This is a genomic window from Cellvibrio sp. QJXJ (genome assembly GCF_024452345.1).
In the GTDB taxonomy this organism is placed as follows: Bacteria; Pseudomonadota; Gammaproteobacteria; order Pseudomonadales; family Cellvibrionaceae; genus Cellvibrio.
Map to the genome: position 1 here is coordinate 667,382 of NZ_CP101662.1, position 13,911 is coordinate 681,292.

A 13,911-nucleotide genomic window follows, 5' to 3' on the forward strand; every position below is an offset into this window, starting at 1 on the left:
TTACCGATATGAATAATAAGTCTGAAATTTTTATCGCTTTAAGATAAAAATCCTGTTGTGATGTGATGTTTGTTTTACTGATGCTGTTTTGCACGTATTTGAAGTGCAATGTCGCATGGTGTGGGATAAAGTAGTTATATGTCAGGGAAAGTAATGTCCGTATGTGAAAATGGGGAAAAGTTTCTGGAGTCCGTGGAGGATGTCTCTACGGCAAATATTGCCTCATATGAAGTTTGTTTTAACTTGTCTAGATACAGTGATTCTTTGTATCGACAGTTAAATGTATATTTCCCAGAAAAAATGAATCGTAGCGTGTCAAAAAGACGTGCTGAATTTTTGGCAGGACGATATGCAAGTAGACTGGCTATAGAAAAATTGCGTGGGAATACCTTAAAAGTGCCTCTCCGGTTAGATAGTGAAAATAGGGCACCGATTTGGCCTGTTGGTATTATTGGGTCAATAACTCATACAGCCTGGAGGGCATGTGCAATTGTTGCTGATGCTAACAAATTTTTAGCGGTTGGTGTTGATATCGAAAATTGGGTAAGCAATGAGCAGTATCAATCTCTTCAGAATCGAATACTTACCGAGCCTGAACGATTGCTAATGAAACAAATCGTTAAGATTATGCAGCCTAGGGCTTTTTTCACTTTGGCGTTTTCAGCCAAAGAAAGCTTGTTCAAAGCTTTGTATCCGATGGTTCGTTGTTATTTTGATTTTCTCGATGCGGAGATAGTTATGATAGATACTAACCACAAAATGATTTCGATAAGGCTGCTCAAAGATATTGTCCCAAATAATTTTCTGGCTTGTGAAGGTTCAGTTTTTACCATTCATTACAATTTTTTTGAGGCTTGCGTCAAGAGTCAGCTGGTAATCAAGCGTACGTAGGTCTTGGGTGATGAATGCCGTTAATTGATGCGTAGTCTAAATTGCCCCCATACATAGAATATGTAAAAAATAATACTGGGAAAATTTTTTATAGATCCACGGGGGATGCCTTAATGCATTGCTTGCTAAGACGCTAGTCTCCACAGCTACCCTCAGATCAAATAGATGCATGTAACTAAATATAATGAGAAAGAATATATTTAAGTTTATAATAATGTATTAAGGTATATTAAATAACTATCCCCATGCTAAAACCGAATGGTTAACAGCTGTTTTCGTTCTAACAACCAGAAATTTTTTATAAGGTCTAGCAGGTTCATGCATTGCGTGGGGATAATCGGCACAAATTGATAGGAGGCCACAAGTGTTTGAGGATATTCGTCCATATAATGATGCAGAAACCCAGAATGTTTTGCAAAAAATATTGAAAGATCGGAAATTTGCAAAGTCTATTGGAAGCTTGTTGACTCCTAGATTAAACGAAAAAGCTCCATGGTTAGTCCAGCCACTTGTTATAGGTATTATAAAGTCCTATTTGGGTAGAGTTAAAACCATTGATAGTTTGCAAATGAAAATAAAGCCTCTTGTTCACGTTTTATTAAAGAAATCTATCTCGGAGCTTTCCGTTCATGGCTTGGAGCACCTAGACACTAGCAAATCTTATCTATTTATCTCCAATCACCGAGATATTATTATGGATCCTTGTATTATTTGCTGGGCTTTGGTTCAAAACGGTTTTCGAACGCCTAGGCTTGCAATTGGGGACAACCTACTGACATTACCATTTTCATCAAACTTAATGCGTCTCAACAAAAGTTTTATTGTTAAGCGTAATCTTGAAACAAGAAGGGAGAAACTCAATGCTGCAAAGCAGCTATCGAGCTACATCCAATTTTCTCTTTCAGAAGATAAATCCAGTGTGTGGATTGCGCAAAGAGAAGGGCGAGCTAAGGATGGTTACGACCTGACTAACCCTGCACTGATTAGTATGCTTAGTTTGAGCAGGTCAGGGCAGATCAGCTATTCAGATTACATTAATAGTCTAAACATTGTACCTGTTGCTATTAGCTACGAATTAGATCCGCTTGATTTGGTCAAGGCTCGCGAATTATATACATATAAATTTAAGGGTAAGCGTAGTAAGCGTCATAATGAGGATCTTATTTCCATTGCTCGAGGCATTACGGGCTGGAAAGGTCGAGTGCATGTAGAATTTGGGAAGCCAATAGGTGGAGATTTTCAAACTGAAAAAGAGGTGGCCTCCACTATCGATAAACATCTTCATTACAATTACCGTACCTTTGGAACGAATGCATGGGCCGAAGCTGCTCTAGATGGAAGTAGCTTACCTACTAGTCATGATAAAAGTATTGAGTTACTGCGAAAAAGAGTGCACTTTGCTCGAGACGAGATTAAGCCCTATATCTTAAAACAATATGCTAATAGTATGCGTATGCGCCGTGGTGAGCCCCCCTTTTAGCTATGATTGCGAATTATATTTAGTGTAATTTACGCAAATATTTGCATCAGCTGTACTAGCTAAGACCTGATCTGGCAGTTACCGGTTTTTTGTAAGTACCTGCCAGTTTAGGTTTGAGCTAAGGTTACTTCTGCTCAATGGCTTAGGTGTGTCCACTAGAATGTGGGAAGTCCATCTGTCTATTCAGTGATGTTTTCAATTGTGTGCACCAAAGCAGGCCTTGTCTTGATGTATTCGTTCATTGTTGTAGGATTCCATCTATACCTCCAGATCCTTTTGCATTTTTTTTCAGTGTCGAATAAAGTTTTTCGGAGCGTAACCTGATAGAGCTCTGGCGGTATCGTTTTATGTAATCGCTTACGATGCAATTGGTTTGCAATGACTGTGTGTTGATTTGCGTTTAAAACTGACCCACCTTTTGCGTTGAATTTTGACCCACCCTTAATGGTTTATTTTACAGGTTTGGGTTGTGGATAAGTTGTCGTCTTTTTCTCCTTTTTCGGTTGTGCTGAACTCTCTTTGAAACGATAGCTATCATTGCCGGTTTCAACAATATGGCAATGATGGGTGACTCGATCCAATAACGCTGTAGTCATCTTTGCATCACCAAATACATTCGACCATTCAGCAAAGCTGAGGTTGGTGGTGATGATCATGCTGGTGCGTTCATACAACTTGCTCATTAAGTGGAACAACAAAGCCCCACCAGTTTGACTGAGGGGTAAATAGCCCATCTCATCCAGAATCACTAAATCGGTATGCATTAAACGTGATGCAATTTGTCCGGCTTTGCCTTGCTGTTTTTCCTTCTCTAATGCATTCACCAATTCAATGGTCGAGAAGAAACGAACGCGGCGATGTAGTTGCTCAATCGCTTGAATGCCGATGGCACTGGCAAGGTGGGTTTTGCCCGTTCCAGGGCCACCGACAAACACGACATTCTGCGCGTTATCCATAAAGTCACCGGCACACAATTGCCGGATCAATGCTTCATTGGCCATGCTGCTCGTAAAATCAAAGCCACTCAGATCCCGGTACGCTGGGAATTTGGCAGTCTTCAGTTGATAAGCCACCGAACGTACTTCGCGCTCGGCCAGTTCTGCTTTGAGTAAATGATCAAGGATGCCGGTGCTCGCCTGGAATGCTGGTGAATCCTGTTCAGCAAGATCGTTCAGTGCATGGGCCATGCCGTAGAGTTTGAGTGACTTCAGTGCGGGGATCATGGGATTAGTGTGCATGGTGTCCTCCTTGAGTACTGATGGTTTGAGCGCGCAGGTTATCGTAGCGAGTGACGTTAGCCAGTGGTTCCACTCTCAGTGCTAATGCAGGCGGTACTTCAATCGGTGGGATGGGTGTTCCCTCTACTAATCGACTCAGGATATTGATCACGATTTGTTTGGAGGGTGAACCGGTTTCCAATGCAAGTTCTACAGCGGTGAGAACATCTTGCTCATCGTGCAGCAGCACGAGTGCAAGAATATCCACCATCTCGCGGTCACCACCGACACGCTTTAACAAAATGGTTTGCAGTGATTGAAAGGCTTTGGGCAATTCTGCGAAGGGAGCACCGTTGCGAATGGCTCCGGGTTTGCGCTGCAACACCGAGAGGTAATGTCGCCAGTCATACACTGTCGTTACCTGCTCATGCCTGCGGTTAAACACGCGGGTATGCACCGCGATGATATTGCCTTCCGCAATCACCTCCAGGTGATCATGATAGGTATGCAAACTCACCGGTCGATTAGCGAAGGAAGACGGTACGCTGTAACGCGTGCGTTCGAAGGTGATTAAACAGGTGGGCGATACGCGCTTGGGCTGCTCGACAAAACCATCGAACGGTTGCCCCACCGGCATCAGGAAAGATCGCTCATGATCCAATGCCGCTTGAATGGTTAATGCTTCAGTGGGATGGGTGGATTCACTCCAGAGTTGAACGCAGCGCTCGTGTAACCAGTCATTCAAAGCAATCAATGAAGGTTGGGCGGGCACCTGTTGCCAAAGCCTTCTTCGCGCATCCTGCACGTTCTTCTCGACCTGACCCTTCTCCCAACCCGCAGCAGGATTGCAGAACTCTGCATCAAATAAGTAGTGACTCACCATCGCTGCAAAGCGCGCATTCACATCACGCTGCTTGCCACGTTTTACCTTATCGACAGCCGTCTTCATGTTGTCGTAAATCCCGCGTTGCGGAATGCCACCCCAAGCCATAAAGGCATGATGGTGCGCATCGAACAACATCTCGTGGGTTTGCAGCAAATAAGCGCGGACAAAGAAAGCTCGGCTGTAACTCAATTTGAAGTGAGCGACTTGCAGCTTTACCCGTTCGCCCGCAATTACCGCCCAGTCTTCACTCCAATCAAACTGGAATGCTTCACCGGGTTTGAATTGCAATGGGATATAGGTGTGCTTGCTCGCACCTTTACTCGATTCCAACTGCTGGCGGCGCCAATCGCGGGCAAAGACAGCAACGCGATCATAGGAGCCTTCAAACCCCAACGCACGTAAATCAGCGTGCATCTGTTTGAGTGAACGACGCTGCTTGCGGGAGGTGCGTGCAGCATCGACCAACCACTGCCGCAACTTATCGGCAAAGGCATCAAGCTTACTGGGTGTTTGTCGCTTGGGATAAACCGGTTCGCTGATCTCATTGCGCAGGTAGCGGCGAACGGTGTTGCGGGAAAATCCGGTACGTCGTGCAATCTCCCGTAACGAGAGTTTGTCACGGAAATACCAACGTCTGATCTTGCTCAAAATGGCCACGTTAATCACTCCTATCTCCCGCTCAAAAAACAAGCAGGATAGTCGGTTACGTGGGTCAATTTTCGACGCAAATATGCGGGTTTAGTGGGTCAGTTTTAAACGCAAATCAACATCTTGTTATTTTTTCGGTTAGGCAAATGAAATTTTCAATCGCTTTTTGATAACCCAGTGCGGTGCTCGTTCTTTAGCATCGCCAGAATAAATTCCTGTGTCTGGGGAAGTAGAAGTGCGAAATCGCTGTCTTCGTGCGGCGCTGTTTTAATGTCATCCACTAAAATTCTGAATTCGACCGACTTTTTATACTCATCTGCAAACAGCTTGCTAAAACTGTCTTCAAGCTCGGGATTCAATTCCAGCGTGGCCTTTACCGCTCCTAGAATCGAATTCACGAAAGTAAGCGTCTTATTGTAATGCGCCGCCTGTTCCTGATATTTCAATCGATTTGTGTCCGTTGCCAGCGTTAAGTTTTCCACTTTCTCATCGAGTTCAGCTCTTTCTTGCAGCAGCGACTGGATACGCAGCGTCAGTTTTGAACATTGCTCCTGAAGGTTGGCGCTTTCCTGTGTAAGGCGCTGATGTGTTGCAACCAGGTTATCAATTTTCTGTTGGTGCTGATGAGCAACTTGCTCGTGTTTCACCAGATGCTCTTGAAGGGCTTGGATTTGGGCAGTTTGGTTGCCCGCTAACTGCCTTAACTGAACGCGCTCAGCCTCGTAGGCTTGGTAGTTTCGCGCGACTTCCTGTAGATAGACTGCATGCTGCGCCTGCAAGTTTTGAATTGCCAAGTTGGCTTCATCGATAGCCTCATTGTAGCCAGCCGTATTCGCTTCCTGGCTCCCCACATAATGACCTTGATTGTAGCCTTCGGTATATCCTTGGTTGTAACCCTCAGTCAAACCCTGTTGCCTACCAATATCTATTCCTTCATTCCGCCCCTCCCAGCGACCTTGCTCCTGCCAAGCCAGCTGGTCATTACTGATGCCACCCAAAGGTGTGATTGCCGCTCTCATAACAATATCCTCGTATTTGCATGCTGAAGGTCTTTGTCACTCTTAGTGGTCAATTTAGCATCGGCTCTCCGAATTGTCACTTATAGTGAGTGAACTTATAGAGCGTGGCCTCATATAGGGTAAGGCAATAGCATCCTGATTTTATTCGGGGTGCCCTATGACGGATCCAAAAATCGTTTTTGGTCAGAGACTTATAGAGTTGAGAAAACGCCTGGGTTGGTCTCAGGAACGACTCGCGCTTGAGAGTGGTATTGCAAGAAGTTATTTGGGGGGAGTGGAACGGGGGCAACGAAACATCGCACTAGTTAATATCCATAAAATTGCGGAAGCCCTGAGTGTTCCGGCATCTTCGCTTCTGGAGCCTCCGAGCGCTAAAGACTAGTTTGTTTCCGATTATTGCTTTGCCGGTGGCGTAAACCTTGCGCCTGCTGCCCTGTTTTTAACTAAGTTTTCAAAGTCCTTTCCCTGATTCCAATTTCGCAGCACTAGTCGCCAGAGCCCTTCCTTGGTTGCTTATCTGTGCCTCCTTGTTCGCAAATTATCTTCTTTGTGCCCAATCGTCTGTGCTAAAAGGTGGATGCAAAACCGCGCACAGACCACATTCTTTGTGCTCAAAAAATCAGCACAAAGAATATGAAAAGGCCGCTATTTCTCGGGCACAAAGAAGATATTTTGCGAACAAACAGTGTGTGAATAATGTGTCGGACTGTGATTAAAATGTGTGAACAGCACGATTTAAATGTGTCATCAATGTGATTTAACTGTGTCATCACTACGATTTAAATGTGTCAACAATGCGGCTCAGTGCGCGGGTTTTAATGCACCGGTGTAATATCGTGATACTTGCGCCATTTCACAAAACGGCTACTATCGTTCCTTTTAGGGAATTCAGTGGACGATTCGTGAAGCATAAAAATAGTAATAAGCTCAATGATTTAGTTTGTGTGTCAGCTAATAGGTTTGACGAGGCTCGCCCGTGCGCCTGGTAAGTTGGGTAGGTGGCAATGATCTGGATGCAGCAGAAGCCAAGATCGACCAACCTGGTGCCATTGCGGCAACTCTCGCCAGCGCGTCTTTCGAAGGGCTGCATCTTCTTTACAGCTATCCCGAAAAACGGGTTGCAAACTACCTGTCCTGGCTGTCATCGCAATATGCTCTTCCTCTGGTAAAGCGTAGGGCTGAGTTAGCTTCTCCTATCGATTTTCACGATATCTACCTCGCGGCAGATGCATTGCTTGCCGATCTTGCTCAGGCAAGCTCCGACCCCATCGCCGTCCTGTTAAGCCCCGGCACGCCCGCCATGCAAGCTGTGTGGATTCTTTTAGGCAAAACCAAATATCCCGTCACCTTTTACCAAGCGACCTTGGAGCAGGGTGTTCAGCAGGTTGATATCCCATTTGAAATTGCAGCCGAATTCGTTCCCAAGCGCGATCAGCAACTCCTTCATTTATCTGTCGGGCAGGTGAGTGCCAGCGCTGCCTTTAACGATATAATCACCCAAAACCCGCTGATGGAAACCCTCAAACGCCAGGCAACGGTACTGGCGGTGCGGGATGTTCCCGTGTTGATTTACGGCGAAACCGGTACCGGCAAAGAACTTTTCGCCACTGCCATACACAATGCCAGCCTCCGCAAAGATCGCGCGTTTGTGCCCGTTAATTGCGGCGCAATTCCGCAAGAGTTGATTGACTCCGTTTTCTTTGGCCATGTAAAAGGCGCTTTTACCGGTGCGGTAAATAATCATGATGGCGTGTTCAAACAAGCCGATGGCGGAACTCTGTTTCTGGATGAGTTCGGCGAGTTGCCGCTTAACGTGCAAGTGCGATTACTCCGGGTGCTGCAATCCGGTGAGGTGACGCCGGTAGGTGCAAGCAAGCCGATAAAGGTAGATGTTCGTATCATCGCCGCCACCAACCGCGACTTGCTGCAAGAAGTGGCTGCTGGTCGTTTTCGCGAAGATCTTTTCTACCGCATCGCAGTTGGTGTGCTTAAGTTGCCACCTTTGCGCGAGCGCAGTGGTGATATTAGCTTGCTGGCCGAAACGCTCTTGTCAGGAATCTATTCAACCCTGAGTGATGCAGAACATAAAAAACTTTCTGCCGACGCAAAAAATCTTATCCTTAAGCAACCTTGGCGCGGCAACATCCGCGAGTTGCAATCCACCTTGTTGCGTGCCTCGCTATGGGCGACCGGCAATAAAATAACTGGTGCAGATATTCAACAAGCGCTCTTCAGTATGCCCGATAGTAAATCCGGCATATTGGATCGTGATGTATCACAAGGTATTGATATACAAGAATTAATGTCTGAGATGGTGCAGCATTACATCCCTCGGGCACTTGCCGAAGCGAAGGATAATAAAACTAGAGCAGCAGAGCTGTTGGGGTTAAAAAACTATCAAACCCTGAATAATTGGATTGAAAAATACAACGTCAAATAACAATTGGCACGGCCTTGGCAATGAGGCTGTCATGGAAAGAATATTATTTATGCAATCAATGAACTTCGAATTTCTGCGGACCAAGAATGAGGTGCTCGCGAATTTGGGCGGTTTGGCCGAAGCGGTGCTGCACATAGATCCGGGCAGCGCACTCACGCGCTTGCGCAGTTTTGCCGAAGAACTCACCAAAGCGATATATAAAGAAGAATTGCTCCCTCGCGTGCCGCAAGCCAGTTTTTTCGAGCTGGTCAAAGATCCGGTATTTGAAGCCTGCGTGGATAAATCGCTGATTCACCAGATCAACTTCTTGCGCATCCAAGGCAACGATACTGCCCATGGTGCAGAAGGTGAATTTCACAATGCCAAAATGGCCTTGGGCACTGCATACCAGTTGGCCATGTACATGGCACTCAAGTATTACGGCAAAAAGCGCGATCAAATTCCAGCACTTGTTGAGGTTAAAGACCCAACAGCAGCGCTTAATCACTTACAAAAATCCGTCGCCACTTACGAGAAAGAACTAAAGCAGCAACAAGAAGAGTTGCAGCGGGTGATGGATCAGCTGGAGCGTGAACGCACCAAAAATATAGAAGCCTTGGAAGCACCTTCCAAACCGGATCAAGCAAAACGCAAGCAACAAAGTCAGCAAGTTGCCTATAGCCTTCAATGGAGCGAGGCAAAAACCCGTGCATTATTAATTGATGCCATGTTGTTGCAGGCCGGTTGGGATGTTCAAAATCCTGATGCGGTTGGCCAGGAAGTAGAAGTAAAGTTCCCCAATAACCCATCTGGCAAAGGCTATGTGGATTATGTGCTCTGGGGCGATAACGGCCAGCCATTAGCAGTGGTAGAGGCCAAAAAATCCGGCAACACCAGTTTGCAAGCAGGGCGAGAGCAGGCGCGTTTGTACGCCGATGCCCTAGAGCAAATGGGTTACGTGCGCCCGGTGATTTTTTACACCAATGGTTACGAAACCTTTATTTGGGACGACAGGCAATACAACACCTATCGCCCTGTATATGGTTTTTACAGTAAAGACAGTCTGGAATATCTCATCTACCAGCGCCAATATCGCGCGGCTAATGTGGAGCAATTTAACCCGGATTTATCGATTGCAGATCGCCCCTATCAAATCGAGGCGATTAAAACCGTTGCAGCACATTTTCAAAAACAGCGCCGCAAGGCGTTGATCATTCAGGCTACAGGTACGGGTAAAACTCGTGTTGCTATTGCATTGGCCGAATTGCTGTTGCGTACCGGTTGGGCTAAACGTGTTTTGTTTTTGTGTGATCGCAAAGAGCTGCGCATACAGGCGGACGAAGCCTTTAAAAATAATCTACCCTCAGAACCACGCTGTGTCATTGGCGAGACCAATAAAATCGACCAAAGTGCACGTATCTATATTGCAACCTATCCAGGTATGTTGAACCGCTTTGCACAGTTGGACGTAGGTTTTTTTGATTTGATTGTTGCCGATGAATCCCATCGCAGTATTTACAACAAATACCGCGATTTGTTCGATTATTTTGATGCGTTACAAGTGGGCTTAACCGCTACTCCGGTTAAATTTATTAGCCGTAATACTTTTGATATTTTTGATTGTGAAACCACCGACCCGACGTTCGAGTTTGGGTTAGATGCGGCGATTAACAATGATCCTCCATATCTCGTTCCACCGCGTGTAAAAGACCTCACTACCGAATTTCTGCGCGACGGTATTCACTACAAAGATCTATCCGACGAACAAAAGCGTCAGCTGGAAGAGGATGTTGGTATTGAAGAAGCGCAACGCACTACCATCGCGGGTAAGGACATTGGCCGCAAAATTTTCAGTGAAACCACCGATAAAATCATTCTGGAAAATTTGATTAACAACGGGATTAAAGATGAAACCGGCTCACTCATCGGCAAAACGATTATCTTTGCTCAGCGGCAAGATCATGCCGAGCATTTGGAAAAAATGTTCTGCCAGCTATACCCGCAATATGGCGCCAAGGTGTGCAAGGTTATTCACAATGATGTCCCCCATGTTGAGAGCCTGATCAAAGAGTTCAAAAAAGCGAATAATGAGTTTCGCATCGCCATTTCAGTGGATATGTTGGATACGGGGATCGATGTACCCGAGGTAGTGAACTTGGTGTTTGCCAAGCCGGTTAAATCCTGGGTGAAATTTTGGCAAATGATTGGCCGTGGTACACGCTTGCGCCTCAATCTATTCGGTCCCGGCAAACACAAAACCGAGTTTCTGATTTTTGACCACTACGGTAACTTTGAATTTTTTGAACAGGAATACCAAGAGCCTGAAGACACAGGCAGCAAGTCCCTGCTGCAAACCGCGTTTGAGGCGCGCCTCGTGCTTGCACAGGCCGCATTGCATCACAACCATGCAGCCGCTTTTGATGTGGCTATAGACTTACTTCGTGCAGATGTTAATGACCTTCCAGACAACAGCGTAGCGGTGCGGCGTGAATTGCGAGTGGTTCACCAGTTGCGACAAACCGAGTTATTGAAAAAGCTCGATGCCAAAACCCAGCACCTGCTCAGTAACACGATTGCGCCCTTAATGGCTGCGCGCGTGCTTAAAGATAAGCACGCCACCCAATTAGATAAATTACTCGCCAACATTCAGCGTTGTTTTGTAGAGCAAGCCAGTTGTTTTGCCGATGGCCGCGATGAGCTAGTGGCAGAGCTGGATAAACTCGCCGTCAATATTCAAGCCGTTCGCCAGAAAGACGCGCTAATTCAGGAGTTACGCAGTGCCGATTTTTGGCAAACCGCCAGTATTGAAAAGCTCGAACACGCGCGTAAAGAATTGCGCGGCATTATGAAGTATCGCCAGCCAGCAACAGGGCCGGGCTATGAAACAAACACCACCAGAACGGGCGATGGCGGAGTCCAAGAGTTGGAGCGCGAGCTAAAAATTGCCGGTGCCAGTGAGGCAATGATTTATCGCCGCAGGCTCAAAGGCATTTTGGATCAAATGGTCGCGGCCAACCCAACATTACAAAAAATCCGTAAGGGCGAAGCCATTGCCGAGGCGGAATTAAAAACTCTTGCGTCCACCATACTCACCTCACACCCCGGCGTAAGCTTGGATGTGCTGAATGAGTTTTATGGTCGCACGGCAGATCAGTTGCATATCACCCTGCGCGAAATTATCGGCTTGGATGCGCAAGCTGTAGAGGCTCACTTTATGGCCTTCCTGCATTCGCACCCAACGCTCACAGCGCAACAGGTTCGTTTTATGAACTTGCTGAAAAACTATATTGCGCAACACGGTTCTATCCTTATCGATACCCTCTACGACGCACCGTTTACCTCAGTTTCCTATAAGGGAATTGATGGTGTGTTTACTGCTGCTGATGTGAATGAGTTGATTGCAGTGCTCAAACCCTTTTTAAAATCCGAATCCCAGTCAGCGGATTTATCACCCGATAATTTACAGGAGTAACTATGGAATCGATTAACGCAGCCGTATGGGGGCTAATAGTAGGTGCAGTTGTGCTGGGCTATCTAATCGCCTTTTTTCAACAAAAAAGTAAAAGTTCTGCCGTAACAGTCCAGTTGGAACAGGCACAGCAGGCGCTGGCTCAGGCAAACCATAAGAGTGATGAATTCCAATCTGACATTAAGCGATTGAACACTTCCTTGCATGAAAAAGAAGTTGCAGAAGGTAAATTGCATACACAGTTAGAAAACTTGCAGGCTACAGAAAAACGATTAATGAATGAATTAGCAGAGCGTAAACATGAATTGGAATCAGTAAATGGAAAGTTAGTTACTGCTGTCGAGCAGGGTAGTGATATTGCAAGAAAACTAGAGTCCGCCATAACAGAAGTTCGTGGTCAAGCAGTGCAACTTAAAGATCTTAATGAGCGATTGGCACAGCGGGAAGGAGAGCTGCGTCAGGAGAGAGCTACTGCAAGTAAGCTCAAAGAAGATTTGGCAGAAGAGGGCAAAAAAGCCAAGGAATCGGAAGCTTCAAATTTTGATGCTCGCGAACAACTGAAAGAAGTTAAAGCCAGTCTAGTAGCGCAACTGGCAAGTTTTACCCTGCTCCAAGAGCGCTATCAGTCATTGAGTAATGAGCATACTGAACTGAAAACAACCCTTCAACGCAGAGAAGAGCATTTTAAAGAACAAATGCAACAGCTAAGCGAAACCAAACAATCACTCACAAAAGAGTTTGAAAATCTGGCCAATAAAATTTTTGAGGAAAAAGGAAAGACCTTTACTCATACCAGCCAGACAAGCATCGATACCATGCTCAAACCATTTCGTGAACAAATTGAAGGTTTTCAAAAACGAATTAATGAAGTGCACGATGTTTCTCTTCAGGGAAATACCAGTCTCAACGCAGAAATTAGGAAAGTGTTGGATATTGGCCTGCAAATGAGCAAGGAGGCTAATAACCTAACCTCGGCATTGAAGGGGGACTCGCAGCAGCGTGGTGCTTGGGGAGAAGCACAGTTGCGTCGAACCCTGGAGATGAGTGGCTTGATCGAGGAAGCTCACTATGAAGTTCAAAGTTCCTTCAAAGATGCGGAAGGTAAGCAGAAGCAAACCGACTACTTAATCAAACTACCCGATGGTAAACACATCATCATCGACAGCAAGGTTGCACTAAATGCCTATGACCGCGCAGTTGGTGCAGAATCGCCGGAAGAGTATCAGCTGGCGATGAGCGAGCATTTCAAGGCAGTGCGCAAGCATATTGATGATCTGGCATCCAAGGACTACACCAGCCTAGTGGGTATGCGCAGTCCGAGTTTTGTATTGATGTTTATGCCAATCGAACCAGCCTATATTGAAGCATTGAAGAGCAATAAAGACCTGTTCGAATACGGCTATAAGAAAGGAATAGTCCTGGTATCTCATACAACTCTTATTCCGATTCTGCGTACCGTTTCTAATCTCTGGATGATCGAGCGCAGTAACGCTGAAGCAAGAGAGATTAGTGAAAAAGCAGGCGATATTTATAACCAGGTCTGTGTCGTCGCGGAGCGTTTGAGTAAATTGGGCGGCACTCTAAGTACTGTCAGTAATCATTACAATAGTACGGTGAAAGCGCTGGCAGGTAACCAAGGCTTATATGGCAAGGTAGATCGTTTCAATCAGTTGTCCGCCAAGGTAAGCAAAAGCTTGCCTGATCTTGAACCTGCACATATGGATTTTGAAACTGAGCGCCTTGCATTAATCGTGGAGCCTATTGAAGACTTGGAAACATCTGAACCAGTACCACTGGAAGAATATGTTGCAACCCAGCTCGCCAGTAATTCCATGGAAACCCAAGCACAAAGTGATACTGATACTGCATCCCTGATCTAATT

The 13,911-nt window shown here is 45.9% G+C and carries 9 protein-coding genes; 6 read left to right on the top strand and 3 right to left on the bottom strand.

Annotated elements, in window-relative coordinates; translation table 11 throughout:
- Positions 1–153: 153 nt before the first annotated feature.
- Entirely contained in the window at positions 154–891 is a 738-nt protein-coding gene (locus NNX04_RS02860) for a 4'-phosphopantetheinyl transferase family protein (RefSeq protein ID WP_261947436.1), read from the top strand.
- A 364-nt stretch (positions 892–1,255) separates the two neighbouring features.
- Entirely contained in the window at positions 1,256–2,371 is a 1,116-nt protein-coding gene (locus NNX04_RS02865) for a 1-acyl-sn-glycerol-3-phosphate acyltransferase (RefSeq protein WP_261947437.1), read from the top strand.
- 449 nt (positions 2,372–2,820) lie between these two features.
- On the opposite strand, the gene istB is transcribed toward NNX04_RS02865, so the two are convergent.
- The 3 genes from istB to NNX04_RS02880 form a co-directional block, all read right to left on the bottom strand.
- On the bottom strand, positions 2,821–3,609 hold the full coding sequence (gene istB, locus NNX04_RS02870; protein WP_261946238.1) for an IS21-like element helper ATPase IstB: 789 nt from the start codon (positions 3,607–3,609) through the stop codon (positions 2,821–2,823).
- Positions 3,599–5,140, bottom strand: coding sequence for an IS21 family transposase (gene istA, locus NNX04_RS02875; protein WP_261946239.1), 1,542 nt, complete (start codon positions 5,138–5,140; stop codon positions 3,599–3,601). The genes istB and istA overlap by 11 nt, the downstream gene beginning before the upstream one ends.
- Before the next feature lie 137 nt (positions 5,141–5,277).
- Positions 5,278–6,141: a hypothetical protein gene (locus NNX04_RS02880; RefSeq protein ID WP_261947438.1), complete on the bottom strand. Its 864-nt coding sequence runs from the start codon at positions 6,139–6,141 to the stop codon at positions 5,278–5,280.
- 157 nt (positions 6,142–6,298) lie between these two features.
- On the opposite strand from NNX04_RS02880, the gene NNX04_RS02885 reads away from it, so the two are divergent.
- The 4 genes from NNX04_RS02885 (at position 6,299) to rmuC (ending at position 13,909) form a co-directional block, all read left to right on the top strand.
- On the top strand, positions 6,299–6,523 hold the full coding sequence (locus NNX04_RS02885; RefSeq protein ID WP_261947439.1) for a helix-turn-helix domain-containing protein: 225 nt from the start codon (positions 6,299–6,301) through the stop codon (positions 6,521–6,523).
- Between the two features lie 594 nt (positions 6,524–7,117).
- A complete protein-coding gene (locus NNX04_RS02890; RefSeq protein WP_261947440.1) occupies positions 7,118–8,581 on the top strand; it encodes a sigma-54 interaction domain-containing protein in 1,464 nt (487 codons plus the stop codon).
- Positions 8,582–8,612: 31 nt separating this feature from the next.
- The gene (locus NNX04_RS02895) at positions 8,613–12,032 is read left to right on the top strand and encodes a DEAD/DEAH box helicase family protein (RefSeq protein WP_261947441.1); all 3,420 of its coding nucleotides are present in this window, start codon (positions 8,613–8,615) and stop codon (positions 12,030–12,032) included.
- A gap of 2 nt (positions 12,033–12,034) precedes the next feature.
- On the top strand, positions 12,035–13,909 hold the full coding sequence (gene rmuC, locus NNX04_RS02900) for a DNA recombination protein RmuC (RefSeq protein WP_261947442.1): 1,875 nt from the start codon (positions 12,035–12,037) through the stop codon (positions 13,907–13,909).
- The last annotated feature ends 2 nt before the right edge of the window (positions 13,910–13,911 follow it).

What these genes read in the sequence shown, in the direction of transcription:
- NNX04_RS02895 (WP_261947441.1), top strand. Translation starts at nt 8,613, where the DNA reads ATGGAAAGAATATTATTTATGCAATCAATGAACTTCGAATTTCTGCGG.
- NNX04_RS02880 (WP_261947438.1), bottom strand. Translation starts at nt 6,141, where the DNA reads ATGAGAGCGGCAATCACACCTTTGGGTGGCATCAGTAATGACCAGCTG.
- NNX04_RS02885 (WP_261947439.1), top strand. Translation starts at nt 6,299, where the DNA reads ATGACGGATCCAAAAATCGTTTTTGGTCAGAGACTTATAGAGTTGAGA.
- NNX04_RS02860 (WP_261947436.1), top strand. Translation starts at nt 154, where the DNA reads ATGTCCGTATGTGAAAATGGGGAAAAGTTTCTGGAGTCCGTGGAGGAT.
- rmuC (WP_261947442.1), top strand. Translation starts at nt 12,035, where the DNA reads ATGGAATCGATTAACGCAGCCGTATGGGGGCTAATAGTAGGTGCAGTT.
- istB (WP_261946238.1), bottom strand. Translation starts at nt 3,609, where the DNA reads ATGCACACTAATCCCATGATCCCCGCACTGAAGTCACTCAAACTCTAC.